Origin of the sequence: Qipengyuania atrilutea, assembly GCF_013370205.1 — a bacterium.
Taxonomy (GTDB): Bacteria; Pseudomonadota; Alphaproteobacteria; order Sphingomonadales; family Sphingomonadaceae; genus Actirhodobacter; species Actirhodobacter atriluteus.
Genome location: NZ_JABWGV010000002.1, coordinates 309,767 through 335,061 on the forward strand (window position 1 = coordinate 309,767; position 25,295 = coordinate 335,061).

25 protein-coding genes are annotated in these 25,295 nt (G+C 63.5%); 15 read left to right on the forward strand and 10 right to left on the reverse strand.

Annotated elements, in window-relative coordinates; translation table 11 throughout:
• The first annotated feature begins 17 nt into the window (after window positions 1-17).
• The 3 genes from HUV48_RS06560 to kynU are packed head-to-tail and all read left to right on the forward strand — an operon-like array spanning window position 18 to window position 2,667.
• Window positions 18-809, forward strand: a complete 792-nt coding sequence (locus HUV48_RS06560; protein ID WP_176266988.1) for a tryptophan 2,3-dioxygenase — start codon at window positions 18-20, stop codon at window positions 807-809.
• Complete coding sequence (gene kynB / locus HUV48_RS06565) at window positions 806-1,447, forward strand: arylformamidase (RefSeq protein WP_176266989.1); 642 nt, start codon at window positions 806-808, stop codon at window positions 1,445-1,447. Before HUV48_RS06560 ends, kynB begins: the two co-directional genes overlap by 4 nt.
• The gene (kynU, locus tag HUV48_RS06570) at window positions 1,444-2,667 is read left to right on the forward strand and encodes a kynureninase (protein ID WP_176266990.1); all 1,224 of its coding nucleotides are present in this window, start codon (window positions 1,444-1,446) and stop codon (window positions 2,665-2,667) included. Before kynB ends, kynU begins: the two co-directional genes overlap by 4 nt.
• Window positions 2,668-2,673: 6 nt before the next feature.
• Here kynU and HUV48_RS06575 read toward each other — a convergent pair whose 3' ends face one another.
• Window positions 2,674-3,282 (reverse strand): HNH endonuclease, encoded by a 609-nt coding sequence (locus HUV48_RS06575; RefSeq protein WP_176266991.1) that lies wholly within the window; start codon window positions 3,280-3,282, stop codon window positions 2,674-2,676.
• A gap of 133 nt (window positions 3,283-3,415) precedes the next feature.
• On the opposite strand from HUV48_RS06575, the gene gluQRS reads away from it, so the two are divergent.
• The 5 genes from gluQRS to HUV48_RS06600 all read left to right on the forward strand — a co-directional run bounded on the left by gluQRS (window position 3,416) and on the right by HUV48_RS06600 (window position 6,477).
• Window positions 3,416-4,264 carry a tRNA glutamyl-Q(34) synthetase GluQRS gene (gluQRS, locus tag HUV48_RS06580; protein WP_176266992.1) on the forward strand — a complete coding sequence of 283 codons (849 nt, stop codon included), beginning with the start codon at window positions 3,416-3,418 and terminating at the stop codon, window positions 4,262-4,264.
• 9 nt (window positions 4,265-4,273) lie between these two features.
• Window positions 4,274-4,507 carry an HIG1 domain-containing protein gene (locus HUV48_RS06585; protein ID WP_176266993.1) on the forward strand — a complete coding sequence of 78 codons (234 nt, stop codon included), beginning with the start codon at window positions 4,274-4,276 and terminating at the stop codon, window positions 4,505-4,507.
• A 27-nt stretch (window positions 4,508-4,534) separates the two neighbouring features.
• Window positions 4,535-5,107, forward strand: a complete 573-nt coding sequence (locus HUV48_RS06590; RefSeq protein ID WP_176266994.1) for a cob(I)yrinic acid a,c-diamide adenosyltransferase — start codon at window positions 4,535-4,537, stop codon at window positions 5,105-5,107.
• Between the two features lie 67 nt (window positions 5,108-5,174).
• On the forward strand, window positions 5,175-6,044 hold the full coding sequence (locus HUV48_RS06595; protein WP_217906714.1) for a 3-hydroxyacyl-CoA dehydrogenase NAD-binding domain-containing protein: 870 nt from the start codon (window positions 5,175-5,177) through the stop codon (window positions 6,042-6,044).
• A 67-nt stretch (window positions 6,045-6,111) separates the two neighbouring features.
• Window positions 6,112-6,477, forward strand: coding sequence for a hypothetical protein (locus HUV48_RS06600; RefSeq protein ID WP_176266995.1), 366 nt, complete (start codon window positions 6,112-6,114; stop codon window positions 6,475-6,477).
• Here the strand turns inward: HUV48_RS06600 and HUV48_RS06605 are convergent.
• From HUV48_RS06605 to mutS, 3 genes are read right to left on the reverse strand one after another with little or no spacing between them, the layout of a single operon-like run.
• Window positions 6,474-6,890, reverse strand: a complete 417-nt coding sequence (locus HUV48_RS06605) for a YidH family protein (RefSeq protein ID WP_176266996.1) — start codon at window positions 6,888-6,890, stop codon at window positions 6,474-6,476. The genes HUV48_RS06600 and HUV48_RS06605 overlap by 4 nt on opposite strands.
• A gap of 46 nt (window positions 6,891-6,936) precedes the next feature.
• Window positions 6,937-7,332 (reverse strand): hypothetical protein, encoded by a 396-nt coding sequence (locus HUV48_RS06610; protein ID WP_176266997.1) that lies wholly within the window; start codon window positions 7,330-7,332, stop codon window positions 6,937-6,939.
• A gap of 7 nt (window positions 7,333-7,339) precedes the next feature.
• Complete coding sequence (gene mutS / locus HUV48_RS06615; protein WP_404799921.1) at window positions 7,340-9,967, reverse strand: DNA mismatch repair protein MutS; 2,628 nt, start codon at window positions 9,965-9,967, stop codon at window positions 7,340-7,342.
• Between the two features lie 182 nt (window positions 9,968-10,149).
• On the opposite strand from mutS, the gene HUV48_RS06620 reads away from it, so the two are divergent.
• Window positions 10,150-12,414 (forward strand): NADP-dependent malic enzyme, encoded by a 2,265-nt coding sequence (locus tag HUV48_RS06620; protein ID WP_318656060.1) that lies wholly within the window; start codon window positions 10,150-10,152, stop codon window positions 12,412-12,414.
• Here the strand turns inward: HUV48_RS06620 and HUV48_RS06625 are convergent.
• Window positions 12,411-14,207: an SLC13 family permease gene (locus HUV48_RS06625; RefSeq protein WP_176266998.1), complete on the reverse strand. Its 1,797-nt coding sequence runs from the start codon at window positions 14,205-14,207 to the stop codon at window positions 12,411-12,413. The genes HUV48_RS06620 and HUV48_RS06625 overlap by 4 nt on opposite strands.
• 95 nt (window positions 14,208-14,302) lie before the next feature.
• Window positions 14,303-15,013 carry a tRNA (guanine(46)-N(7))-methyltransferase TrmB gene (gene trmB, locus HUV48_RS06630; RefSeq protein WP_176266999.1) on the reverse strand — a complete coding sequence of 237 codons (711 nt, stop codon included), beginning with the start codon at window positions 15,011-15,013 and terminating at the stop codon, window positions 14,303-14,305.
• A gap of 221 nt (window positions 15,014-15,234) precedes the next feature.
• Between trmB and HUV48_RS14340 the strand changes: the two genes are divergently transcribed.
• Window positions 15,235-15,960: a PEPxxWA-CTERM sorting domain-containing protein gene (locus HUV48_RS14340; RefSeq protein ID WP_176267000.1), complete on the forward strand. Its 726-nt coding sequence runs from the start codon at window positions 15,235-15,237 to the stop codon at window positions 15,958-15,960.
• Between the two features lie 145 nt (window positions 15,961-16,105).
• On the opposite strand, the gene ctrA is transcribed toward HUV48_RS14340, so the two are convergent.
• From ctrA to lptB, 3 genes are all read right to left on the reverse strand, one after another.
• On the reverse strand, window positions 16,106-16,801 hold the full coding sequence (gene ctrA / locus HUV48_RS06640) for a response regulator transcription factor CtrA (protein WP_176267001.1): 696 nt from the start codon (window positions 16,799-16,801) through the stop codon (window positions 16,106-16,108).
• Between the two features lie 180 nt (window positions 16,802-16,981).
• Window positions 16,982-18,427, reverse strand: a complete 1,446-nt coding sequence (gene rpoN / locus HUV48_RS06645) for an RNA polymerase factor sigma-54 (RefSeq protein ID WP_176267002.1) — start codon at window positions 18,425-18,427, stop codon at window positions 16,982-16,984.
• A gap of 49 nt (window positions 18,428-18,476) precedes the next feature.
• Window positions 18,477-19,268, reverse strand: coding sequence for an LPS export ABC transporter ATP-binding protein (gene lptB / locus HUV48_RS06650; protein ID WP_176267003.1), 792 nt, complete (start codon window positions 19,266-19,268; stop codon window positions 18,477-18,479).
• A gap of 207 nt (window positions 19,269-19,475) precedes the next feature.
• Between lptB and HUV48_RS06655 the strand changes: the two genes are divergently transcribed.
• Together HUV48_RS06655 and HUV48_RS06660 are read left to right on the forward strand one after the other, a co-directional pair.
• Window positions 19,476-19,844 carry a hypothetical protein gene (locus tag HUV48_RS06655; RefSeq protein WP_176267004.1) on the forward strand — a complete coding sequence of 123 codons (369 nt, stop codon included), beginning with the start codon at window positions 19,476-19,478 and terminating at the stop codon, window positions 19,842-19,844.
• 46 nt (window positions 19,845-19,890) lie between these two features.
• Window positions 19,891-21,339: a mechanosensitive ion channel family protein gene (locus tag HUV48_RS06660; RefSeq protein WP_176267005.1), complete on the forward strand. Its 1,449-nt coding sequence runs from the start codon at window positions 19,891-19,893 to the stop codon at window positions 21,337-21,339.
• Window positions 21,340-21,392: 53 nt separating this feature from the next.
• Here the strand turns inward: HUV48_RS06660 and ppa are convergent, their stop codons facing one another.
• Window positions 21,393-21,926 (reverse strand): inorganic diphosphatase, encoded by a 534-nt coding sequence (gene ppa / locus HUV48_RS06665; protein ID WP_176267006.1) that lies wholly within the window; start codon window positions 21,924-21,926, stop codon window positions 21,393-21,395.
• A 160-nt stretch (window positions 21,927-22,086) separates the two neighbouring features.
• Here ppa and hisS point away from each other — a divergent pair, with 160 nt between their 5' ends.
• The 3 genes from hisS to prmC are packed head-to-tail and all read left to right on the forward strand — an operon-like array spanning window position 22,087 to window position 25,291.
• Complete coding sequence (gene hisS / locus HUV48_RS06670; RefSeq protein WP_176267007.1) at window positions 22,087-23,409, forward strand: histidine--tRNA ligase; 1,323 nt, start codon at window positions 22,087-22,089, stop codon at window positions 23,407-23,409.
• On the forward strand, window positions 23,406-24,473 hold the full coding sequence (gene prfA, locus HUV48_RS06675) for a peptide chain release factor 1 (protein WP_176267008.1): 1,068 nt from the start codon (window positions 23,406-23,408) through the stop codon (window positions 24,471-24,473). Before hisS ends, prfA begins: the two co-directional genes overlap by 4 nt.
• The gene (prmC, locus tag HUV48_RS06680; RefSeq protein WP_176267009.1) at window positions 24,470-25,291 is read left to right on the forward strand and encodes a peptide chain release factor N(5)-glutamine methyltransferase; all 822 of its coding nucleotides are present in this window, start codon (window positions 24,470-24,472) and stop codon (window positions 25,289-25,291) included. The genes prfA and prmC overlap by 4 nt, the downstream gene beginning before the upstream one ends.
• Window positions 25,292-25,295 lie beyond the last annotated feature (4 nt).

The window sequence follows — 25,295 nt, forward strand, 5'->3', positions numbered from 1 at the left end:
GCGTTATAGCGCCCGCCATGACGCAGGACATCACTTACACCGCCTACCTCGATCTCGACCGCATATTGTCGGCGCAGCATCCGCGCGGCGACACCCATGACGAGATGCTCTTCATCATCGTCCACCAAGCGAGCGAACTATGGCTGAAGCTGTGCCTGCACGAGCTCACCGCTGCGCGCGAATTGATCGCTGCCGACGATCTGAGGCCCGCGTTCAAGATGCTGGCGCGGGTCGCTCGGGCGCAGGGACAGCTCATCGCAAGCTGGGACGTCCTCTCGACCATGACGCCGCACGATTACTCGCGGCTGCGGCCCCATCTGGGTACCTCCTCCGGCTTCCAGTCCGCGCAGTACCGGCTGATGGAATTTATGCTCGGGGGGCGAAATCCCGACCACGTGACGATGCACGAGGCTACGCCGGAAGTGGCGGAAAAGCTTCGCGAGGAGCTCGATCGGCCGAGCATCTACGACGAATCGGTGCGGTTGCTCGCCCGGCGCGGCCTCGCCATTCCTGCCGAAGTGCTGGAGCGCGACACGCACGGGGAGTGGCAGCAATCGGACGCTGTGGAAGCCGCTTGGGCCGACGTGTACCGCCATCCGAACAGGCTTTGGGATCTATACGAACTCGCCGAAAAGCTGGTCGATCTCGAATATCATTTTCAGCGTTGGCGCTTCGGCCATCTGAAAACGGTCGAGCGGATTATCGGCTTCAAGAAAGGCACCGGCGGGACGCCCGGCGTGCCCTATCTCGCGGGCGTTCTGAAGCAGGCGTTCTTCCCCGAACTTCTGAGCGTAAGGACGGCGATATGACGAGCTGGAAGTCGCAGCGGCGGATCTGGGACATTTCGCAAACGCTCCGGCCCGGCCTTCCGGTATGGCCCGGCGATACGAACTTCTCGTTCGAGCGCACCTGGCGGATGGAAGACGGCTCGCCGGTCAATGTCGGGCGAATGACGATGAGTACGCATTCGGGCACGCACGCCGATGCTCCGCTGCATTATGCGGCAGACGGAGCGGATGCGGCTTCGCTCGAATTCGATCCCTACATCGGCGAATGCCTGGTCATCGACGCGCGAAATGTAACCGGCGATATCGACGTCGGCGACCTGCCCGATCTCGAAAGCGCCGACCGTGTCCTGTTTCGCACCTTTGAGAGCTTCCCGCACGGTGAGTGGCGGGAAGACTTCAAGGCAATCGAAGCCGATGCGATTCGCTGGATGGCGGTGCAGGGGGTGAAGCTGATCGGAACCGACGCGCCGTCGGTGGATCCGCAGAACTCGAAAACGATGGATGCGCACAAGGCCATTCTCGCGGAGGATATGCGGATCCTCGAAGGGCTGGTTCTCGATGACGTTCCCGCCGGGCGCTACGAACTCATTGCCCTGCCGCTGAAGATTGCGGGCGGGGACGCGGGGTTATGCCGCGCGATCCTGCGGGAACTGACATGACCACGATCGAAGAAGCCCGCCGCCGCGATGAGGCCGATCCGCTGCACGATTACCGCGAGCGCTTCCATCTGCCCAAAGGGGTGATCTACCTCGACGGAAATTCGCTCGGCGCGCTGCCTCTGGCGACCCGCGACCGGCTGAAAGAGGTGGTGGACGAAGAGTGGGGCCATGGGCTCATCCGCAGTTGGAACGATGCGAACTGGATCGATTTGCCGAGCCGGGTTGGTGCCAAGATCGCACCCTTGATCGGCGCGCAGGCGCATGAAGTGCTCGCTTGCGACAGCACTTCGGTCAATCTCTTCAAGCTGATCGCTGCGGCGCTCAAGATGCAAAGCGGGCGCAAGGTGATCCTATCCGAACCCGGCAATTTCCCGACCGATCTTTACATGATTCAAGGGCTTCAGCAGCAGGGGCTCGCGGAGCAGCGCCTTGCCGCACCGGACGAAATCGAGGCGGCGCTCGGCGAAGACGTCGCGTTGCTGCTCCTGACCCACACGCATTACCGGACGGGGCGCAAGCACGACATGGCGCGGCTCACTGCAGCGGCGCATGAGGCGGGCGCGCTGGCACTATGGGACCTTTCGCACAGCTGCGGCGCGATGCCGGTGCACCTGAACGAATGCGATGCGGATTTCGCGGTTGGCTGCGGCTACAAATATCTGAACGGCGGACCGGGCGCACCGGCGTTCCTTTACGCTGCCGAGAAGCACCACATTGATGCCGAGCAGCCCCTGACCGGATGGCTAGGGCACAAGCAGCCCTTCGCATTCGAAGACGATTACACGCCCGCCGCCGGGGTCGAACGGATGCTTGCGGGAACACCCCCGATCCTCGGCCTATCGGCATTGGAAGTCGGCGTCGATCTGGTCGCGGAGATGGGGATCGAGCGGCTTTATGCAAAATCGCAGGCGCTGTCGGAGTTCCTGCGCGAATGCCTGTCGGCACGCGGTGTGGAGCTCGACCTGGTCAGCCCGGATGACCCGAGCGAACGCGGTAGCCAGCTATCCTTCCGCCACCCCGAAGCTTACGCCATCAGCCAGGCACTGATCGCGCGCGGCGTCATCGGAGACTACCGCGAGCCGGAAATCCTGCGGCTAGGCTTTGCGCCTGCCTACCTCCGGTTCGAAGACATGGCCGAAACTGCGCGGCACTTGGCGGAGATACTGGAAAGCCGCGAATACGAACGCGCGGAGTTCAACGAGCGGGCGGCGGTGACGTAGAACGCCTCATTCCTCCAGTTCGACATCCCAGTAGAGCCAGTCGCGCCAGGTTTCGTGCAGGTAGTTCGGCGGAAAGCGTTTGCCTTGCTGCTGGAGCTGCCAACTCGTCGGGCGGATCGGCTTCAATGAAAGCCGCATCTTCGCCTGATCGGGCGTGCGTCCGCCCTTCTTCATGTTGCACGGGCCGCAAGCGGTCGCGATGTTCTCCCACGTCGTTTTTCCGCCAAGCCGGCGCGGGATGACGTGGTCGAAGGTCAGATGCCCCTGATCGCCGCAATACTGGCAAGTGAAGCGGTCGCGCAGGAACAGGTTGAAGCGAGTGAAGGCCGGAAATTCCGACGGTTTCACATACTGTTTCAAGGCAATCACGCTCGGAATTTTCATGTCGAACGAGGGCGAGTGCACCTGCCGGTCGTAGCTTTCGACGATATCCACCCGGTCGAGGAACACGGCCTTGATCGCGGTCTGCCACGGCCACAGGCTCAGCGGATAGTACGAGAGCGGCGTGTAGTCGGCGTTGAGCACCAGCGCCGGGCAACTCGCCGGATCGCGTGCGGGATCGCCCATCGCGCTGCGAAAGTGAGCGACCCTCTCGATCAGTTCGGCCTTGAACACGGTTAATGTTCCCCTTCTGATTGACAGGCAAAGGAGCATTTGCGCACGAAAGCGTCAAGACCGTGACAGCGGCGCGCTCCCTCTCATCCACAAACGGATGCGAGCCGCTCGGATTATCGCTAGAGCCTCCTGAATGCCCGATGCACCGCACCAGACCGTGACGCGCTTCGCCCCGAGCCCGAACGGCCAGCTGCATCTGGGCCATGCCTACGCGGCGATCGTGGCGCACGATCTGGCGGTGGAGCGGGGCGGGCGTTTCCTCCTCAGGATCGAGGATATCGACGGACCGCGCTCGCGCGCCGAACTGGCGCAGGCATTCCGCGAGGACCTTGGCTGGCTCGGGCTTGCCTATGAAGAGGTCCCTCCGCAGTCGCAGCGGCTCGATAGCTACATCGTTGCGGCAAATCAGCTGCGCGAGGCTGGGCTGCTCTACCCGTGCACCTGCACCCGCACGGAGATCGCCGAAGCCGCGACCCGCATGGGGCCGGACGGTCCTGTCTACCCCGGCACCTGCAAGCACCGTAGGCCCGACCCGGAGCGCGAAGCGGCGTGGCGACTGGATGTGGAAGCGGCGACGGCGCGCACCGGGCCGCTCACCTGGACCGACGAGATCGCAGGCGAGCAGCAAGCGGAGCCGGAAAGGCTGGGCGACGTGGTTCTCGTGCGCAAGGATCTGCCGGCGAGCTACCACCTTGCCGCGACGCTGGACGATGCGGCGGACGGGATCACCCTGGTCGCGCGGGGCGCGGACCTGTTTCACGCGACGCATATTCACCGCCTGCTCCAGGCGCTGCTCGATCTGCCGGTCCCGACATGGCACCACCACGAGTTGCTGCTCGATGAGAGCGGCAGCAAGCTCGCGAAGCGTCGCGGCTCGCCCTCGCTGACGGACCGGCGCGAAGCGGGAGAGGATGGCGGCGCGCTTGCGGAAAGCCTTCGCCGGGGCGCATTACCCGCTGGCATTTCGCTCGGTCGTCCCTAGATATATGCCATGACCTATTTCCTCATCGCCGTCCTCGTCATCCTCTGCATCATGGTGGTCGTTTCGCTGGTTCGTGGGATCGTCGCGTTCCTGCAAAGTACGAAGATGGACCTGGAGAACGATGCGGATGAGGGCCGAGCGACGGAAATGCAGCTGAAGCAGAACAGCGCGATGTTCGCGCGTATCAAGTATCAGGCACTTGCGATCGTCGTGGTTGCGGTCATTCTCGCCATCGCTCAGTAACGCGCCGTTTCCCCCGCTACTGCCGAGATGGTCAAGCTCAACAAGATTTACACCCGCACGGGCGACGACGGTACGACCGGGCTGGTTGACGGTTCGCGGACGGCGAAACACGCGCCGCGCATGGAAGCGATCGGCGCGGTGGACGAAGCCAACAGCGCGGTCGGTTTCGCCGCGAGCGTTCTCGATGACGGCGATCTCGCCGATGCGCTTTTCCGCGTTCAGAACGACCTGTTCGATCTCGGCGCCGATATTGCGACACCTGCACCGGATGGAGATTATGCGCCGTCCGAGATGGTCTTGCGCGTTGTGCAATCTCAGACCGATTGGCTGGAACGCGCGATCGACGCGCTTAACGAAGGGCTGGAGCCGCTGACGAGCTTCGTCCTTCCGGGCGGCACCGAGGCATCGAGCCGCCTGCACCTCGCGCGCGCATCAACCCGCAGGGCGGAGCGCGCGATGACCGAATGCGCTAGCGAAGAACCGCTCAATCCCGCGGCGTTGTCCTACATCAACCGGCTGTCCGATTACCTGTTCGTCGCGGCGCGCGCTGCGAACGGGGACAAGGGCGACGTCAAATGGGTGCCGGGCGCGAACCGCTGATCTGGCCAGACGGCGCGGCGCTGGCTAACAGGCGCGCAAATGCAGCTACAGACGAAGAGACATAACCATGCAGACAATCGGAGTGATCGGCGCGGGCCAGATGGGATCGGGCATTGCGCAGGTGGTGGCGCAGCACGGCATGAAGGTTCTGCTGGCCGACGTCGATCTGGCCGTAGCCGAAAAGGCACGTGCGGGGATCGAGAAGCAGACCGGCAAACTTGTTGCCAAGGGCAAGATGGAAGCTTCCGACGCCGAAGCTCTCTTCGGCCGGATCATGCCGGTCGCCGAATACGCGCCGATGGCGGAGGCGGAGTTCATCATCGAAGCGGCGACCGAGCGCGAAGAGGTGAAGCAGAAGATCTTCGAACAAGCTGGCAAGGTGCTGGCCAGCGACGCCATCCTCGCCAGCAATACCAGTTCCATTCCGATCACACGTATGGGCAACCATGCGCCCGACCCGGCGCGCTTCATCGGCCTGCATTTCTTCAACCCGGTTCCGCTGATGGGCCTGATCGAGGTTATTTCGGGGCTGGCCACCAGCGAGGAAACGACGCGCCGGACACGTGCTTTCGGCGAAAGCCTCGGCAAGGAAGTGATCGAGGTGGAGGACGAGCCCGGCTTCGTCGTCAACCGCATCCTCGTGCCGATGCTCAACGAGGCGGTTTTCGTGCTGGGGCAGGGGACGGCCAGCATTGCGGACATCGATAAAGGCTGCCGGATCGGGCTCAACCATCCGATGGGTCCGCTGGAACTGGCGGATTTCGTCGGCCTCGATACCTGTCTCGAAATCGTGAAAGTGCTGTTCCACACCACCGGCGACAGCAAGTACCGGCCTGCGCCCTTGCTGGTGAAATATGTCGAGGCCGGCTGGCTCGGCCGGAAGACCGGGCGCGGCTTCTACGATTACTCGGGCGAGGAACCGGTCCCAACTCGCTGACGAAAGGCGCGGGCGGGAACGCGCGTCGCTCGCCGCTCGTTGTTCGGTCAAAGGAGTAATTCACACCATGACCGATACGAACAAGCCGAGCGGCAAGCCCGAAAGCCAGGAACAGCGTCAGGCGGATCTTGCGCCAGAAACGCACAACGATGAGCAAGACGATCACCGCAGTCAGGCGCAGGAAGTCTCCGAGGAAGCGCAGGCTCTGACACCGAAGACGGCCAGTCCGACGGAAAGCACCAAGGGCGATGGGAAGTCGGGCCTGATGGGCGATTCGACGCAGGATACCATCGACCACATGCGCGACATGGAAAGCTCGGGCCGGATCGACATGGACGCCTATAACGGCGAGCCGAACCACGATGACAACGTCGACAAATACGGCAAGGGTCCGGCGAAGAAGCAGGACGGTTTGCGCGGCGACGGGACCTAGCCAGCCGCGGCGATCAAGTCGTCATTCAAGATCCATAGGCCGGCGATCAGCGCGCAGGACCCGACGATCACCGCAAATCCAAGGACACGGAAGTTGAAACTGGAGGCGCGGTGCATCTGGTGTGCGCGCAGCCGCCCCATCGTATCGCAGGCGCGCCGCTGCGCCAGATAGGCCAGCGCCCCTCCTGCTGCGATGAACATGGTCGCGATCGCCCGTGCCAGCCACGGCGGGTCGAAGGTGCCGAACACGGCCTTGAACGCAAGGCCGATGCCGATTGCGGCGAAAGCCGTCCTGATCCAGCCCGCGAACGTCCGCTCCATCGCCATGATGTTGCGGTCTTCGGCCAGCCCCGTCCGTTCCTGCGCCAGGTCGTTGCTGTCGGGCTTTTCGTCTTGGTCCTGATCGTCTGCCATACGGGGCAAAGCATAAAACGCTCCGGGCGGTAGGCAAGAGCGCTTATCAGAACGAAGGTTCCGTGTCCGCCATGGGAGCAGGGTCGAAGCCCTGCGTGTCGTCGATCAGGAATTCGTCTTCCGACGCCGGCTCGCTTTCGGGATCGGCCAAGGTAGGCTCACCCATCTCCAGATCGGTTTCCGCATCGTCGTATTCCTCGACGATGTAGTGCTCATCCTCGGCCTCTTCGTCGATTTGGCTGCGGTCCGCCGCGAACCGGGGATCGAGTTGGCCGGCGGTAGCTTCGTCCGCCTGCGCGGTCTGCGCCGTTTCGGTGAGCAGGCCCGGATCGTCTTCCTCTCCGACCAGCAGGACCACACCGATCAATACGAGCGTGACCAGAAGCAGCTTTTTCGTGATCGAGGGTGACAGGCCTTCTTCCATGGCCGTCAATTCTGTCACGGACGGGTTAACTATTGGTTTGCGCAGCTTCTTTTTTGAGCGCGTAGAGAAGGTCGAGCGCCTCGCGCGGCGACAATGCGTCGATGTCGAGTTCGGCTAACCGGTCCGCCAGCGTATCGCGCGGCTCGCTTACCTCCGCCTGCGCGCTGGCAGCGGCGAACAGCGGCAATTCGCCTAGTCCCGCCGCCAGTCCGCCGGTTTCCGCACGGCCCTTCTCCAGCTTCGCCAGGACCGCCTTCGCGCGCGCGACGACGGGAGAGGGCACGCCCGCGAGTCGCGCTACCGCAAGGCCGTAGCTCTTGTCCGCCGCGCCGCGCGCCAGTTCGTGCAACAGGACTAGCTCGCCTTTCCACTCGCGCGCACGCACATGGTGCAAGCTGAGCGAATCGCAGGTCTCGGCAAGGCGCGAGAGTTCGTGATAATGCGTCGCGAAAAGGCAGCGGCACCGCAGCGTTTCATGCACCGCCTCGACCACTGCCCAAGCAAGCGCCATTCCGTCGTAGGTCGAAGTGCCGCGGCCCACCTCGTCTAGGATGACGAAGCTGCGCCGTGTCGCCTGGCTCAGGATCGCGGCCGTTTCGACCATCTCGACCATGAAGGTGGAGCGCCCGCGCGCCAGATTGTCCGCCGCGCCGACCCGGCTGAACAGGCGGTCCGCGATCCCGATGCGGGCCGCCTTGGCGGGAACAAAGCTGCCGGCCTGCGCGAGCAACACGATCAGCGCGTTCTGCCGCAGGAAGGTGGACTTGCCGCCCATGTTCGGCCCGCCGATCAGCCATAGGCGGTCACTTTCCGACAGGTTGCAATCGTTGGCGACGAACCGCTCGTTCGCCTTGGCCAGCGCGGCTTCCACCACCGGGTGCCGGCCGTCCTCGATTTCAAGTACCGGCTCGCTGTCGATCTCCGGCTGACACCAGTCGCCTTCGACCGCGCGCTCCGCGAGGCCCGCAGCGACGTCGATCCGGGCAAGTGCAGCGGCAGCGGCGGCCACGGCTTCGCGGGCATCCGAAACCGCATCGGTCAGCGCGGCAAAGTGCCGTTCTTCCAGCGACAGCGCCCGCGCGCCGGCCTCGGTGATCCGGCCCGCTTCTTCGTGCAGGGTTAAGGAATTGAAGCGCACCGCGCCCGCCATCGTCTGCCGGTGGGTGAAGCCGCTGTCCGCGGACATTAACGTGTCGCTGTGCTTAGCGGGGACTTCGATGAAATAGCCGAGCACGTTATTGTGCTTGATCTTGAGTGCCGTGACCCCGGTTTCCTCGCGGTAGCGCGCTTCCATCGCGGCGATCGCCTTGCGTGCATTGCCTGCGGCGCTGCGTAGTTCGTCGAGCTCTTCATCGAAAGCATCGGCGATGTAGTTGCCGCTGCCGCGCTCGGTCGGCGGCGTGGCGACTAGCGCGCGCGTCAGCAGGTCGATCAGCGCCTCATGCCCGCGCAGTTTTGCGAGCAGATCACCGAGCAGGGCGGGGCGGTCCTTGCTACCGGTGAGCAGTTCGTCGATCCGGCTGGCCTGCGCCAATCCGTCGCGGATTTGCCCGAGATCGCGCGGACTCCCCCGGCCCGCGACGATCCGGCCAAGTGCGCGGCCCAAGTCCGGCAGGCCGCGCAGCAGCGTGCGGATATCGGTGCGCAGCAGCGGATCGCGGTGGAAGTGTTTCACCAGCGACAGCCTCGCCGTAATGGCTTCGCGTTCAGCCAGAGGCGCGGACAGGTCTTCGGCGAGGAGTCGTGCGCCCGCCCCGGTCGAGCAGCGGTCGATACAGGCGAGCAGGCTTCCGGCTCGCGAACCGTCCTGCGCGGCAGTAATTTCGAGGCTCGCGCGCGTCGCGCCGTCCATCGCAAGTTCGCTTCCGCCGAGACGCACTTTCGGGGGCAGCAGCAGCGGCAAAGTGCCGCGCCCGGCGTGGTCGAGATAGGCGATGAGGCCGCCCGCCGCGGCAAGCATCGCGCGGGAGAAATCGCCCAGACCGTCGAGCGTGGCAAGACCGTGCAGCGTTTTCAGGCGCTCTTCGCCAGCGTCACTTGAGAAGTCGCGTGCCGGCCGGCACTCTGCTTCCGGCAGTCCGGAGGCCTCCCATCCCTCGGGCACGACTACCTCGCTCGCATCGAGCCGCGCCAGCACCGCGTCGAGGGTTTCGGACGCCGTTTCCTCCAGCACCATCTCGCCGGTCGATATGTCGCACGCAGCTATGCCAATGGTGCCGCGCACCTCAGCAAGCGCGACGAGGCGGTTGGAAGTGCCCGGGTTGAGCAGCGCCTCTTCGGTCAGTGTCCCTGCCGTCACGAAGCGCACGATGTCGCGTTTTACCAGCGCCTTGGAGCCGCCGCGCTGCTTCGCTTCTTCCGGCGTTTCGACCTGTTCGGCGATCGCGACGCGCTGTCCGGCCTTGATAAGGCGAGCGAGATAGCCCTCCGCCGAATGTACCGGCACGCCGCACATCGGAACGGGCTTACCATCGTGCTCGCCCCGGCTGGTGAGCGCGATGTCGAGAACGCTCGCCGCGGTGCGTGCATCGTCGAAGAACAACTCGAAGAAGTCACCCATCCGGTAGAACAGCAGGCAGCCGGCCGCCTGCGCTTTCAGCACGAGATATTGCTCCATCATCGGAGTGGGACCGGATTTGCTGGATGCCGCCATTACGTCAGGGGTTAGCGACAGTGGGCACGATTCGTGAAGAGATGTGCGCTCGCTGTCCCCTGCGCTGGCATCCAGGTCCGCTTGACGTTACGGCGCACGCAATTTCGCTTTTCCCTACCCGCTTGGCGAAGCCTGCTGTAGGGCCGGGGCGATTAGCAGCAACAACGACAGAAGGATTGCCGGTGTCCGACGAGAAGACTGACGATTTCACCACCCGCGAGGCACTGTTCTACCACGAAACCATCCGCCCGGGTAAGATCGAGATCGTTCCGTCCAAACCCGTCGCGACGCAGCGCGACCTGTCGCTCGCCTATTCGCCGGGCGTGGCCGCTCCGGTCGAGGCCATTGCGAGGGATCCACTGCTTGCCGGGCGCTATACCGCGCGATCGAACCTCGTCGCGGTTATCTCCAACGGCACCGCGATCCTCGGCCTCGGCAATCTGGGCGCGCTCGCTTCCAAACCCGTGATGGAGGGCAAGGCGGTGCTGTTCAAACGGTTCGCGGACGTCGATTCCATCGACATCGAACTTGATACCGAAGACCCGGAGGCATTCATCAACGCGGTCGCGCTGATGGAGCCGAGCTTCGGCGGGATCAACCTCGAGGATATCAAGGCGCCGGAATGCTTCATAATCGAGCAGACCCTGCGCGAGCGGATGAAGATCCCGGTGATGCACGACGACCAGCACGGAACCGCGATCATCGCGGCGGCCGGCCTGATCAACGCGGTTCACCTGACCGGACGCAATTTCAAGGACGTGAAAATGGTCGTGAACGGCGCGGGCGCTTCGGCGATTGCCTGCACCGCGCTGATCAAGGCGATGGGCGTTCCGCACGATAATGTCGTCATGTGCGACCGCTCCGGCCCGATCTACCGGGGCCGCGAGGAATCGATGGACCAGTTCAAGAGCGCGCATGCGGTCGATACCGACGCGCGTAGCCTCGAAGAAGCACTGGTGTGTGCGGACATCTTCCTCGGCCTGTCTGCGGCGGGGGCGCTGAAGCCGGAATGGGTGAAGAAAATGGCCGACCAGCCGATCATCTTCGCCATGGCCAACCCGACGCCCGAGATCATGCCCGATGTCGCGCAGGCCGTGCGCCCCGACGCGATCATCGCCACGGGCCGCAGTGACTTTCCCAACCAGGTCAACAACGTACTCGGCTTTCCGTTCATCTTCCGCGGCGCGCTCGACGTACAGGCGACCGCGATCAACGAGGAAATGAAGATCGCCGCGGCGAACGCCATCGCCGAACTGGCGCGCGAGCGGGTGCCGGAAGAGGTCGCTGCCGCCTACGGCGTGAACCATCAGTTCGGGCGCGACTACATCATTCCCGCGCCCTTCGATCCGCGCCTGATCGAGCGTGTGTCCTCTGCAGTCGCCAAGGCGGCGATGGATTCCGGCGTCGCGCAGGTGCCGATCGAGGATTTCGAGGAATACCGCCTCTCGCTCAAAGCGCGGCTCAATCCGACCACCGCCGTTCTCACGCAGGTGTACGAGGAAGCGAAGAAGAACCCGAAGCGGGTCGTTTTCGCCGAAGCGGAAGAGGACGTGGTGCTGCGCGCCGCGATCCAGTTCCGCGACTTCGGCTACGGTACGCCGGTACTTGTCGGGCGGACCGAGAAGGTGCGCGAGAAGCTGGTCGAGCTGGCCGTGTCCGATCCCGACAGCTTCGAGATCGAGAACAGTGCCGATTCCAGCCATATCGAGGCGATGAACGACTATCTCTACAAGCGTCTGCAGCGCCGCGGCTATACCGAGCGGGACGTACGGCGGATGGTCAATCAGGAGCGCAACGTGTTCGCTTCGCTGCTGCTGGCACTGGGGCATGGCGATGCGATGATCACCGGCCTCACGCGGCCTTTCGCGCAGACGGCGAAGGAAGTGAACCTCGTGCTCGACCCCAAGCCGGGCTGCATTCCCTTCGGCATCCACATGACCATCGGGAAGAACTACACCGTGTTCCTTGCCGATACGACGATCAACGAGCGGCCGAGCGCGGCCGATCTCGCGCAGATCGCAAAGGAAACGGCCGCCGTGGCGCGCCGCATGGGACACGAACCGCGGGTCGCGTTCCTGTCCTATTCCACCTTCGGCAACCCCTCCGGCAAATGGCTCGAGAACATTCGCGACGCCGTGGCGATGCTGGATGCGGAGGAGCCGGGCTTCGAGTACGAGGGCGAGATGGCGCCTGATGCCGCGCTCAACCCGAAGGTTATGGCGCTGTATCCGTTCAGCCGCCTGTCGGGACCGGCTAACGTGCTCGTCATGCCGGGCCTGCAATCGGCGAACCTGTCGGCGAAGCTGCTGCGCGAACTTGGCGACAACGCGACGATCGGGCCAATGCTGATCGGAATGGAGAAGCCGGTACAGATCGCGCCGATGACTGCCATCGCGCCAGACGTGCTGACGCTTTCGGTGCTCGCGGCAGCAGGGACGGTCGGCTAGGTGTAGAAGGCCCAGATCGCGACCGAGGTTGCGAGGCCGACTCCGATGTTCATCGGCAGGCCGATCTTCACGAAGTCGGTAAAGCGGTAATTCGCCGCGCCATAAACGAGCGTGTTGGTCTGGTAGCCGATGGGCGTCGCGAAGCTCGCGCTTGCCCCGAACATTACCGCGACGATGAGCGGGCGCGCGTCGATGCCCGCCGCCTCGGCAAGGCCGATGGCGATCGGCGTCATGATGACGGCAATAGCGTTGTTGGTGATGACTTCGGTCAAAATACTGGTGACGGCGTAAACGATCAGGATGAGGACGAGGGGAGAGGTCGCCGACATCAGAGGTTCGAGCCAGGCCACGACCAACTCGATCGTACCCGCATTGTCCAGACCCTTGCCGAAAGCGAGCATGCCGAAGATGAGGACAAGCGTATTGCCGTCGAGGCTTGCCCAGGCATCGCTCGGCTCGATACAGCGCAGCAGCAGGACAATGGCCACCCCGCCGACCGCGAGCGCCTCGATGGGGAGCTCGAACAGGGCCGCGCCGACTACCACACCGAGCAGAGTGGCGATGGCGATGGGCGCCTTGCTGCGACGAAAGCTGCGGATCGCCGTAGTGCCGACATCGGTCAGCTGCATATTGCCCTGAAGCGCCTGCGCCGCGTCGCTGCCCGCCGCGATCAGCAGCCTGTCGCCTGCTCTCACGCGCGCCTCGGCCAGCGTCGGACCAGCAAGGTGCCGCGGCCGCGCGAGGCCGAGCACGCGCACTCTCAGCCGGGACAGCAGCGGGATTTCCCTCAGCCTTTGGCCGACCACCGGATGCGAAGCCGACACCACCGCTTCAATGATGTGAAGATCGTCAGGCCGGTCGGGCGCAGCGGTCGTGATCCCGCCGCCAACGCCGGTCAGGCCGGTGCGGAAATCGGCTGCTTCTGCAAGCGATGCGATTTCCTCGGGGCTTGCCGCGACGACGAGCTGGTCGCCGGCCGACAGGACGATGTCTTCCAGTCCCTTGCGCTGCAACGTCAGTCCGCGCTGGATCGCTTGTATCCTGACGCCCGGCCTGCGCGCGATGTTCGTTTCCGACAAACGCTGTCCGACGTAGCGGCTCCGCTCCGTCAGGATAAGGTGCGAGAGGTACATGTCGCTCTCGCGCTCCTCGTCGCCGAGGCGCGGTCCCCGGTTCGGCAGCAGCCACGGACCGAACAACGCAAGGACCGCCAGACCCGCAAGCAAGCTCACCAACCCGACGCCGGTGATCTCGAAGATGCCGAAGGCTTCCTGGCCCTGCTCCTGCGCGACGCCGTTGACGAGCAGGTTGGTGGACGTGCCGATCAGCGTCAGCGTGCCGCCGAGGATCGTCAGATAGGACAGCGGGATCAACAACCGGGTCGCCGCGACGCGCAAAACGCGCGCAAGCCGCCGCACGATCGGGATCATCACGATGACGACCGGCGTGTTGTTCATGAAAGCCGAGGCGACAAGCGTGCCCAGCCCGATTTCCGCCGTAGCGAGCCGCGGCGTGCGGAGCGTACGGCGCACGATCCAGCCGGACACTTCTTCCAGCGCCCCAGTCCTGAGGAGCGCGCCCGACAGGATGAACATGGCAGCGATGGTTATCGGTGCGGAATTGGCGAAGGTACCGAGCATGTCGCCGGGCGGGAGGTACCCGAGCACCAGCATCGCCGCGCCGGCGGCGATGGCTATCACTACCGGTGGGCGTCGCTCCCAGAAGAACGCTGCGAATGTGAGCAGAAGCAGGACGAGGCCGATCTGCGCCGAGTAATCCGATACGAACGACATCACTCAGCAGACTCGCATTTGTTGGCCTGCTTGCGATGTCGCAGAACGCAAACCGCCCGCCAAGCAAGTTTGCGTTTGCGTGCCGGGAAGGAATGCTAGTCTGCCGGTCGCCGCCGGTAGCGGAAGTACCACACTTCGTGCCCCATTTGCTCGCGGGCCTTCTTCTCGTAGCGCGTCTCGCACCAGCCGCCGGGCCGCTGCTCGAAGCTGCTGCGATCCTCCGCGAGCCATTCGAACCGGTCGGTGAACCGCCGCATGACCATCAGCGCGTGGCGCAGATAGACGGGGTGATCCGTGCCGAAGCGGAACTCGCCGCCGGGCTTCAGCTTGTCCGCGATCATGGCAACCGGCCCGTCGTTCATCATGCGCCGCTTCGCATGCCGCGCCTTGGGCCAGGGATCCGGATGCAGCAGATAGACGAAGCTGAGTGCGCCGTCGGGAATGCGATCCAGCACCTTCAGAGCATCGCCATGCTCGATGCGGATGTTGGGCAGATGCTGTTCCTCGACGTGACCGAGCAGCGAAGCGACGCCGTTCAGATATGGCTCGGCACCGATGAAGCCGTGGTCGGGCAGCATATCCGCGCGGTAGGCGAGGTGTTCGCCGCCGCCGAAGCCGATCTCGAAATGCAGCGGGCGGTGGTGCCCGAACAGGGAGTCTGAGGTAACCGGTCCTTCGTCCGGCACGGCGATCTGCGGAAGCAGGCTCTCGTACAGGTCCTGCTGATAACCGCGAAGCGGTTTGCCGACACTCCGCCCGTAAAGCCGTTGCAGCGTCGTCGGATCGCCTTCCTTGTTCGCAGTCATGGTCGGCGCGCTTAGCGCCGGCTCATGCCGAGGTCCAGACCGGCCACGTGAGCTTCGGTCCATCGTCTCACCGCACACAAGGCGCGGTTAACCATCGAAACCCACTATTTTTCGCACTTTACGGAACGATGCCCGTCGCCCTCAGTAAGGTTAACGGGTGGAACATTTCGGGCGAGGCGCCGATGCATCCGCCTTGTCCCTTAAATTTGAGGACTGAATTCATGATATTACCAACACTTTCCCTACGAAGTGCCGCCGCACTCGGTACTGCCGCGGCGATTTTCGCTGCCGCGCCGGCAAGTGCCGCAACCTTCGTCGTCGATTTCGAAACTCTTAACGATAGCGGTGTAACCGGATCGGCCTTCCTCGAAACCAGCGACGATAACGAAACGCTGACCGTTACGATCAATGCAAGCGGTCTCGAAGTCGGTCAGCCGCACGTCGCGCATATTCACGGTCGTTTCAATAACGGCGGACAGGCGATGAATTCGTTCACGCCAACTTTGGACGACGATACCGATGGTGACGGGTTCATAGAACTTGGTGAGGGCCTTCCGCGTTACGGGCAGATCATTCTGCCACTGACTGGCTTTTCTGCCGACGCGATGGGTAACGCGAATTACTCAATGACGTTCGATCTGACCGATTCCAGCATCTTCAATGCGGACTTCACTGCCGAAGATCTTCTACCGCTGCAGCTGCGCGAAATCGTGCTGCACGGTTTGACCGTACCGGCAGTCGGTGATGGAACACCGGGCGAAGTCGATGGGACCGCAGGTTACAAGGCCGTACTTCCAGTCGCTGCCGGCGAAATCCGTCCGGGCAACATGACCGCAGCAGTGCCGGAACCGGCAACCTGGGCGATGATGCTTCTCGGCTTCTTCGGCCTCGGCGGTGTCATGCGCACGAAGACGAACGTTCGCCGTACGCTAAGCTACAGGTGGTAAGGCGCTTTAAGCGCTAGCCGCCAAGGCCCGCTTCCGCCTTTTCCCCTCGAAGGCGGGCGGGCCGACCTGATACCCCTGCCAATTGGCACAAAAGCAAACGGCCTCCCGATCGGGAGGCCGTTTCGTATTCGGGTAAGAGAGCAGTTTATGCGGCTTCGGCTTCTTCGCCCGGATCGCGCAGCACGTAGCCGCGGCCCCATACCGTCTCGATGTAGTTTTCGCCGTCGCAAGCATGGCTGAGCTTTTTGCGCAGCTTGCAGATGAAGACGTCGATGATCTTGAGTTCGGGTTCGTCCATGCCGCCGTAAAGGTGATTGAGGAACATTTCCTTGGTCAGCGTCGTGCCCTTGCGAAGCGAGAGCAGTTCCAGCATCGCATATTCCTTGCCGGTCAGATGCACGCGCGCACCGTCGACTTCCACCGTCTTGGCGTCGAGGTTCACGGCGAGCTTGCCGGTCCGGATAACGCTTTGCGAGTGGCCCTTGGAGCGGCGTACCACGGCGTGAATGCGGGCAACGAGTTCTTCACGGTGGAAAGGCTTGGTGACGTAATCGTCAGCGCCGAACCCGAAGCTGCGGATCTTGGAATCCATTTCCGCGACGCCCGACAGGATGAGAACCGGGGTCTGGACCTTGGCGACGCGCAGCTTCTTGAGTACGTCGTACCCGTGCATGTCGGGCAGGTTCAGGTCGAGCAGAATGATGTCGTAATCGTAAAGCTTGCCTAGATCGAGGCCCTCTTCCCCGAGGTCCGTCGTATAGACGTTGAAGCCTTCGGTGGTCAGCATAAGCTCGATCGCTTTTGCCGTTGTCGGCTCGTCTTCAATCAGCAGTACACGCATGGGTTGAGTTCCCCCCTAAGCCCCGTGGTCCAGTCCGTGCGGTAACCCCCCGGTAAGGGGTCTTGCACTCGATTAACCACACAACTTCTGAACAGGAAAGGTTAATTTTCTGTGAAATGAATTAACAATTTCGTGCGTTGCACATCTGTTCGAAGAGGGGGTTAGTGCGTTGAATAAATGTTAAATCCCAGCAAGTTTCTTGGCTCTGCGTCGCTGTACGCTCGACCCGATGCCCATCGCTTCGCGGTATTTCGCGACTGTCCGCCGGGCGATTTCGAAACCCTCTCCGGTAAGAAGTTCGACCAGTTTATCGTCCGACAAAATCTTCTTCGGGTCTTCCGCATCGGTGAGAGCCTTGATCCGCGCCTTCACCGCTTCGGAGGAAGCGGCGCCCTCGCTGCCGGCACTCGCAACCCCGCTCGAGAAGAAATACTTCAACTCGAAAGTGCCCCGCGGGCAGTTCAGATATTTGTTCGAGGTCACGCGGCTGACCGTGCTTTCGTGCATTTCGATGTCTTCCGCTACCTCGCGCAAGGTAAGCGCCCGCATTCCCGCCACGCCTTTCTCGAAGAACGCGCGCTGGTGTTTCGCGATCGCGGCGGCTGTCTTGAGGATCGTCTTCTGCCGCTGGTCGAGCGCCTTGATCAGCCAGTTCGCTTCGCCGAGTTGCTCGTCCAGCCAGCCGCGCGAAGTCTTGTCCGTGCAGCCGTCCTTCAGTTTCACGTAATAGTTGCGGTTGACGACGAGGCGGGGCAGGCTCGCTTCGTTCAGCTTGATGTCCCAGCCGCCGTCTTTCGCCCGCGTCATCAGAATGTCCGGCACGACGGCGCTGTCATCGTCGCGGCCGTATGCGCAGCCCGGTTTGGGATCGTAGCTGCGCAGTTCGGCCAGCATTTCGGCGAAATCCTCGTCATCGACATCGCACATCCGGCGCAGGCGCGAGAACTCTCCGGCGGCGACGAGGTCGAGATTGTCGATCAGGCGCGCCATGCACGGATCGTAGCGGTCGGCCTCCTTCGCCTGTAGCGCCAGGCATTCGCCGAGCGTGCGTGCACCGATGCCGGGCGGGTCGAGCGACTGAACAAGTTCGAGCGCGCGTTCCGTTTCGGTGACCGGCGCACCGAGATCGGCGGCGATTCCCTCCAGCGGAGCGGTCAGGTAGCCCGCGTCGTCCAGTTCGCCGATGATCCGCGCCGCAATGACCGCTTCGCGCGCATCCCGTGCCACGCCGGGCAACTGCGCGTGAAGATGTTCCGCGAGCGTAATGCCGTTTCGGGCCCGCTCGCCCGCTTCCAGAAAGTCATCCTCGCTGCCTGCAAGACCCGACTGCGCGCTCCAGTCGCCGGTATCGCGGTCGTGATCGAGCGCGGCCGGATCGAGGTCGAGCGCATCCCCGTCGCTGTCGGCGCTGTCCGCGGCGATCTCACTGCTTGTGTCCGGCTCGGACCCGCTGTCCTCGCGTTGCACTTCGCCTGCTTCGAGCAGCGGGTTCGCTTCCAAGGCCTCGGTTACGTAGGTTTCGAGTTCGAGATTGGAGAGAGCCAGCAGCTTGATTGCCTGCTGCAACTGCGGCGTCATCACCAGCGATTGCGACTGGCGCAGATCGAGGCGCGGGCCAAGCGCCACGGCTAACTTCCAGGCTTGCCCGGAACGCAGTAGAAAAGGTGCGCGATCCTCACAGCGTGAAGCCTTCGCCCAAGTAGAGCCGCCGCACGTTCTCGTCCGCGACCAGCGCTTCCGGCGTGCCTGCGAACAGGACCTGCCCGCCGTAGATGATGCAGGCGCGGTCGACGATTTCCAGCGTCTCGCGCACGTTGTGGTCGGTGATGAGCACCCCGATGCCGCGTGTCTTCAGATCGGCGACGAGGTCGCGGATATCGCTGATCGAAAGCGGATCGATCCCGGCAAAGGGTTCGTCGAGCAGCATGATCGAAGGCTTGGCGGCCAGGGCGCGGGCGATCTCGCACCGCCGCCGCTCACCACCCGAAAGCGCCATCGCGGGGCTTTCGCGCAGGCGGGTCAGTCCGAACTCGTCGAGCAGGCGCTCCAGTTCCTGCACGCGATTCGCCTTGTCCGGTTCGATGAGTTCGAGCACCGAATTGATGTTCTGCTCGACCGTCATGCCGCGGAAGATGCTGGTTTCCTGCGGCAGATAGCCGAGGCCAAGGATCGCACGGCGATACATCGGCAAGTTGGTCACGTCCTCGCCGTCCATCAGTATGCGCCCTGCGTCCGGCCGCACCAGTCCCATGATGGAATAGAAGCAGGTCGTCTTGCCCGCGCCGTTGGGGCCGAGCAGGCCGAGCACTTCGCCTTTCCCCACGGTGAGCGAAATGTCCGTCAACACGCTGCGCTTGTCGTAGCTTTTCGCGATCGAGATGACCTCGAGGCCGCCCTGCGGGATCGGCGGGGCTGCGCCTTCCGGGGTGGCGGCGGTCTGATCGGAAAGAGTTTCGGCTACGGGCATATCGCGCGCGACCCTAGCATTCGCGGCGAAGCTGAAAAGCCCCGAAGCGCGTATCCGGGCCTATCCTGAACGGGTTTTCTGCCAAGCGGCAAGAAAGCAGGACGAATGGCGATGGCCTTCAGCTCGGCCGCGCATGGTTACCGGAGTTGCAAGTGTCTTCGGTGTTTGTCATACTCTCACGCATATAAGAGAAAAGGGAGTGGCCGTATGAAGCAGGTATGGAGAAAGTCCGCCGCCGTCTCCGCGCACAAATCTGTCGAGTGGCGCAGCAAGATGAGCGACCACGTCGCCTACGCGCTGCTCGTCTATACCGGCCTCCAGATATTCGTGACCGTGAATGCGCTGAAGGACGGCGCATCTTCGATCCTGCCCTATTTCGCGCTGGTACTGCTCGTCGGGCTCATCATTCCTTTCTGCCACCATTTCGAGAAACGCTGGACGCGTCTATCGGACAGAGAGGCCCACGACCCGGCGCTGGCGGGCGCGTTCAAGCGCGACCTCGTCACCATCTGGGCGCTTGCCATCGGTATGCCGCTCGCGATGACGGGCGCGATCCGGATCCTCCTGTCGCTCTAAAACGGTGCGGAGCGGCACCGACGCGCCGCTTGATTGTAGTTCGTATATGACTGCCCTGCTTGTTTGTGCGCGCGCGTTGCTCGCGTCTGTCGTTCTCGCCGTTCTTTTGCCGCTTCCCGCCCACGCGGCGGTCGGCGCGCTTCTGCCCCCGGCGGAGAACGCCGCAGAAGCACCCGCGGAACCGGAAGCGCAGCCGACGCCGATCGAGGATACGCAGGATGCCGGGGCGGACGAGCGTATCCGGACGCGCATCGCCGGCATCTTCGGACAGCTTCCCGCCCTTTCCCAAGTCGAGGTTTCGGTAGACGAAGGCGTCGTCGCGCTTTCTGGCGTGGCTCCCGATCAGGAGGCGATCGACCGGGCGGAAGGGATCGCCGGTCAGATACAAGGCGTCGCCGCAGTCGAGAACGGGATCGAGCGCGACGTATCGCTTGGCGAGGGCATGTCGATCGTCGAGCGTTTTCAGAATGCCTTCGCCGGTTTCGTGAAGATGCTGCCTCTGCTCGGCATGGCGGCCATCACGGCAATCGTGATCGCGGCCATCGGCTACCTTATCGCAAGTCCCACCCGGTTCTGGCAGCGGATCGCACCCAATACCTTCCTCGCCGAACTGATCGCGAGCGCCATCCGGTTCGTATTCGTTATCGGCGGCCTGGTCGTCGCGCTCGACATGATCGGGGCGGGCGCGCTGCTCGGCGCGGTGCTCGGCGGGGCGGGCGTCGTTGGCATCGCGCTCGGTTTCGCCATGCGCGACACGATCGAGAACTACGTCGCTTCGCTGATGCTGTCCCTGCGTCAGCCGTTCCGCGCGAAGGATCATGTGCTGATCGACGATCTGGAAGGCCGGGTCATTAGACTCACCAGCAGGGCCACGGTGCTGATGACACTCGACGGCAACCACCTGCGTATCCCGAACGGACAAGTGTTCAAGGCCGTCATCACCAATTTCAGCCGCAATCCGCAGCGCCGGTTCGAATTCGATCTCGGCATAGATGCGGACGACAGCGCCGATGCGGGCCGCCGCACCGGCCGCGCTGCGCTTGCCGCATTGCCGTTCGTACTGGACGATCCGCCACCAGAAGCGCGCACCATCGACGTCGGCGATTCGAGTATTGTGCTCCGCTTTCTCGGCTGGGTCGATCAGCGCGAGGCTGATTGGTTCCGCGCACGCAGCAAGGCCATTGCCGCGGTCAAGGTCGCGCTGGAGGACGCGGGCTTCGGCCTGCCCGAGCCGATCTACCGCCTGCGCTTCGATTCGCGCACCGACCCGCTGCCGTTCCGGAATATCGAGAGGCAGGACAGCGACGGGGCATCACCGGCACCGGACCCCGCGCCTGCGGCGGTCGGAAATACGGCGACGGTGACCGAGGTGGATGCGGATCACGAGGACGTGAAGCCGCGCGACGAGATCGGAGAGATGGTCGACCGCGAACGTCAGGAGGAACCCGAGACGGGCCGTGCTGACCTGCTCGATTCGAGCCGCCCGGTCGAGTGAGTTGCGGCGGGTTAGTAGAAGCGTTTTAAGAACGTAGACGCATTGCCCGCTGCCTAACCTTCCTTCTTCGCCCGCTTGATGCTTTCCAGCACGATCCGGCGCGCGTCGGCGGCGTTGCCCCAGTTGCCGATCCGCACCCACTTTTCCTTCTCCAGGTCCTTGTAGTGCGTGAAGAAGTGCTCGATCTGCTGAAAGATGATGCTCGGCAGGTCCTTCGTCTCACCCACGTCGGAATAATACGGGAACGTCGTGTCGACCGGCACGCAAACCAGCTTTTCGTCGCCGCCGTGCTCGTCTTCGAGGTTCAGCACCCCGATTGGCCGGGCGCGCACAACGCAGCCCGCCATGAAGGGCGAGCGGGCGATAACCAGCGCGTCAAGCGGGTCGCCGTCGGGCGACAGCGTGTGCGGCACGAAGCCGTAGTTCGCCGGATAGCGCATCGGGGTGTGGAGGATGCGGTCGACGAACAGGGCGCCCGAATCCTTGTCGAACTCGTACTTCACGGGCTCGCCGCCGGTCGGCACTTCGATGACTACATTGAGTTCTTCGGGGGGATTGGGGCCGGTCGGAATCCTGTCGATACGCATGGCGCTGAATCGCTTTCTTATAGCTTTGAATAGGTTGAGGCGCGCGTTAGCGGGGCCGCGCTAAAAGGCCAACCGCAAATCTGACGGCTTGCGGCAAGCGTCCCGGCGCGGGGCGACAGAGCGATTGCGGGGCGGGGCGCTTGCTTCTAAGCGCGCAGGCATGGCGAAAAACACACCCCAGGCCATTCGCGGCACCCAGGATATTTTCGAGGATGCGGAAGCGTTCTCCTTCGTGGTCGATACGTTCGAGCGCGTGCGCAAACTCTACCGGTTTCGCCGGATCGAGATGCCGGTGTTCGAGAAGACCGAGGTGTTCTCGCGCCCGCTCGGCGAAACGACCGATGTCGTCACGAAGGAGATGTATTCGTTCGAGGATCGCGGCGGCGAATCGCTGACCCTGCGCCCCGAATTCACGGCCGGAATCGCGCGCGCTTACCTTACCAACGGTTGGCAGCAGCACGCGCCGCTCAAGGTTGCCACCCACGGACCGCTGTTTCGCTACGAGCGTCCGCAGAAGGGGCGCTTCCGCCAGTTCCACCAGATCAATGCCGAGATACTGGGGGCAGGCGAACCGCAGGCCGATGTCGAATTGCTCGCTATGGCGGATCAGCTTCTGCGCGAGCTCGGTATCGAGGGCGTGACGCTGCATCTCAACACGTTGGGCGATCCGGACAGCCGGGAAGCATGGCGCGCGGCGCTGGTCGAGTATTTCGAGGCGCACCGCGGCGATCTGAGCGAGGACAGCGTCACCCGGCTGGAGCATAATCCGCTCCGCATCCTCGACAGCAAGGACCGCGGCGACATGGCGCTCGTCAAGGACGCGCCGACGATCGACGACTATCTGACGGACGAGGCGCGCAGCTTTTTTGGCAGCGTCACGAGCGGGCTCGATGCGGCTGGCGTGACGTGGCGGCGCAGCTCGCGGCTGGTGCGCGGTTTCGATTATTACCGGCATACCGCGTTCGAATTCATTCCGGACGAGGGCAGCGCGGCGGCAGACGCTCTCGGTAGCCAGAGCACTGTGCTGGGCGGCGGGCGCTATGACGGGCTGATGGAAACACTCGGCGGCGCGCATACGCCTTCAGTAGGATGGGCCGCGGGGATCGAGCGGCTGGCGATGCTTATCCCTACTCGTCCGACTGAAACCCCCGACCTATGGTTCATCCAAGACGACCCGGGTTCAGAAAGTTTGGCAAGGGAATTACTTGCAATAGTTCGGCGTGAGGGCATTTGGTCAGACATGGCCTTCAGTGGGTCGATCAGAAAACAGTTCGATAAGGTCAAAAGAGATTTAGCCGCAGTACGCGTGGTTGCTGTCCAAACAGATGTCGACAAGGACATTATCGGGCGCATTCGCCTGCGCGACATTTGGGATGAGGCTCCGCCCGTTCGCGAGCGACTAAAGGGAGCACTTTCCAAGTACTATGTCATCGATGACGATTCAGGCACTCGTGTAATTTCGCTTATCCGGCGTAAGAAATGAACATCCCCGCCGAACGCCTCGACCAGATCGCCAATCGCTTCGCCGAAATCGAGGCGCGGCTCGCTTCGGGCACGCTCGAAGGCGAGGAATTCGTGCAGGCCAGCCGCGATTATGCCGAACTGGAGCCGGTCGCGAAGCTGGCGGGCGAGGTGCGCGCCATGCGCGCCGAACGCGAAGAGCTAGGCGCAATGCTGTCCGATCCGGAAATGAAGGCGCTGGCCGAAGAGGACCTCGCGCGTATCCGCGAGGAACTGCCGCAAAAGGAACGCGCGCTCGCTGTCGCCATGTTGCCGCGCGACAGCGCCGATGCGCGGCCCGCCATGCTGGAAATCCGGGCCGGGACGGGCGGCGACGAGGCGGCGCTGTTCGCAGGCGACCTCTACCGCATGTACGAGAAGTTCGCCGCGGAGCAGGGCTGGCGCGTGGAGCCGGTTAGCATGAACGCTGCCGAAGTGGGCGGCTTCAAGGAAATCGTCGCCAACGTGACCGGGCAGGGCGTGTTCGCGAAGATGAAGTTCGAAAGCGGGGTTCACCGCGTACAGCGCGTACCGGTGACCGAAAGCGGCGGGCGCATCCATACCTCCGCCGCGACGGTGGCGGTGCTGCCCGCACCGGAGGAGGTCGATGTCGCGATCGACGACGGCGACCTCAAGATCGACATCTACCGCGCGAGCGGGGCGGGCGGTCAGCACGTCAACACCACCGATTCGGCCGTGCGGCTGACCCATATTCCGACCGGGCTCGTCGTCATCCAGCAGGACGAGCGCAGCCAGCACAAGAACCGCGCCAAGGCGATGCAGGTGCTGCGCACACGGCTCTACGACCTTAAGCGCGCCGAGGCGCAGGGAGCCGAGGCCGAAGCGCGCAAGGCGATGGTCGGCAGCGGCGACCGGTCCGAGCGCATCCGCACCTACAATTTCCCGCAGGGACGCGTCACCGACCACCGGATCGGCCTGACGCTGCACAAGCTGCCGGAGATCCTCGAAGGCACGGGACTGTCCGAACTGGTCGATGCGCTGATCGCGGAGGACGAGGCGAAGCGGCTGGCGGCGCTCAGCGCGTGACGGTCGGCGAGGCCATCCGTGCGGCGGCAGAGGCGCTGGCGGTCGAATGGGGACGGCTCGACGCCGAGGTACTTATGGCGCATGCGCTCGGCGTATCGCGCTCGGATATGCTGCTGCGGCATATGCGCGATCCTGTGCCGGACGGCTTTGCGAGCCTGCTCGAAAGGCGACTGGCGCACGAACCGGTGGCCTATATCCTCGGGCATCAGGAGTTCTACGGCCGCGACTTCATCGTTACCCCGGATGTCCTCATCCCGCGCGGAGATAGTGAGACGCTGATTGGCGCGGCACTCGAACTCGCTCCGGACGCAACACGAGTGCTTGATCCCGGCACGGGATCGGGCGCGCTGCTGCTCACATATCTGGCGGAAACCGGCGCGTCCGGCATCGGTATTGACGCCAGCGCAGCCGCACTTTCCGTTGCGCAGGCAAATGCGGAGAAGCTCGGCCTCGGTGACAAAGCGCAATTTCACGAGGCAGAGTGGAGCAGAGAGGGGTGGGCTGACGATCTGGGCAAGTTCGACCTCATCCTGTGCAATCCGCCTTATGTGGAGGATGCAGCACCGCTCGATCGGTCGGTGAGGGATTACGAGCCGGCGAGCGCCCTGTTCGCTGGCCCGGAGGGTCTCGCCGATTACCGTGTCCTGATGCCGCAGATTGCGAAGCTACTCGCCGAAAACGGCACGGCAATCTTCGAAATCGGCTCCAAACAGGTGGATCCGGTCACGAGACTTGCGGAAAACTGTGGCTATCGGGTGCGACTTCACCGCGACCTGGCTGGCAGGCCGCGCGCCTTGTCGTTGAAATTGCAGCGTTAATCTT

Bases quoted from the DNA above. Each gene is read 5' to 3' on its own strand.
- HUV48_RS06560 (WP_176266988.1), top strand. From the start codon at position 18: ATGACGCAGGACATCACTTACACCGCCTACCTCGATCTCGACCGCATA.
- kynB (WP_176266989.1), top strand. From the start codon at position 806: ATGACGAGCTGGAAGTCGCAGCGGCGGATCTGGGACATTTCGCAAACG.
- kynU (WP_176266990.1), top strand. From the start codon at position 1,444: ATGACCACGATCGAAGAAGCCCGCCGCCGCGATGAGGCCGATCCGCTG.
- gluQRS (WP_176266992.1), top strand. From the start codon at position 3,416: ATGCCCGATGCACCGCACCAGACCGTGACGCGCTTCGCCCCGAGCCCG.
- HUV48_RS06585 (WP_176266993.1), top strand. From the start codon at position 4,274: ATGACCTATTTCCTCATCGCCGTCCTCGTCATCCTCTGCATCATGGTG.
- HUV48_RS06590 (WP_176266994.1), top strand. From the start codon at position 4,535: ATGGTCAAGCTCAACAAGATTTACACCCGCACGGGCGACGACGGTACG.
- HUV48_RS06595 (WP_217906714.1), top strand. From the start codon at position 5,175: ATGCAGACAATCGGAGTGATCGGCGCGGGCCAGATGGGATCGGGCATT.
- HUV48_RS06600 (WP_176266995.1), top strand. From the start codon at position 6,112: ATGACCGATACGAACAAGCCGAGCGGCAAGCCCGAAAGCCAGGAACAG.
- HUV48_RS06605 (WP_176266996.1), bottom strand. From the start codon at position 6,890: ATGGCAGACGATCAGGACCAAGACGAAAAGCCCGACAGCAACGACCTG.
- mutS (WP_404799921.1), bottom strand. From the start codon at position 9,967: ATGGCGGCATCCAGCAAATCCGGTCCCACTCCGATGATGGAGCAATAT.
- HUV48_RS06625 (WP_176266998.1), bottom strand. From the start codon at position 14,207: ATGTCGTTCGTATCGGATTACTCGGCGCAGATCGGCCTCGTCCTGCTT.
- trmB (WP_176266999.1), bottom strand. From the start codon at position 15,013: ATGACTGCGAACAAGGAAGGCGATCCGACGACGCTGCAACGGCTTTAC.
- HUV48_RS14340 (WP_176267000.1), top strand. From the start codon at position 15,235: ATGATATTACCAACACTTTCCCTACGAAGTGCCGCCGCACTCGGTACT.
- ctrA (WP_176267001.1), bottom strand. From the start codon at position 16,801: ATGCGTGTACTGCTGATTGAAGACGAGCCGACAACGGCAAAAGCGATC.
- lptB (WP_176267003.1), bottom strand. From the start codon at position 19,268: ATGCCCGTAGCCGAAACTCTTTCCGATCAGACCGCCGCCACCCCGGAA.
- HUV48_RS06655 (WP_176267004.1), top strand. From the start codon at position 19,476: ATGAAGCAGGTATGGAGAAAGTCCGCCGCCGTCTCCGCGCACAAATCT.
- HUV48_RS06660 (WP_176267005.1), top strand. From the start codon at position 19,891: ATGACTGCCCTGCTTGTTTGTGCGCGCGCGTTGCTCGCGTCTGTCGTT.
- ppa (WP_176267006.1), bottom strand. From the start codon at position 21,926: ATGCGTATCGACAGGATTCCGACCGGCCCCAATCCCCCCGAAGAACTC.
- hisS (WP_176267007.1), top strand. From the start codon at position 22,087: ATGGCGAAAAACACACCCCAGGCCATTCGCGGCACCCAGGATATTTTC.
- prfA (WP_176267008.1), top strand. From the start codon at position 23,406: ATGAACATCCCCGCCGAACGCCTCGACCAGATCGCCAATCGCTTCGCC.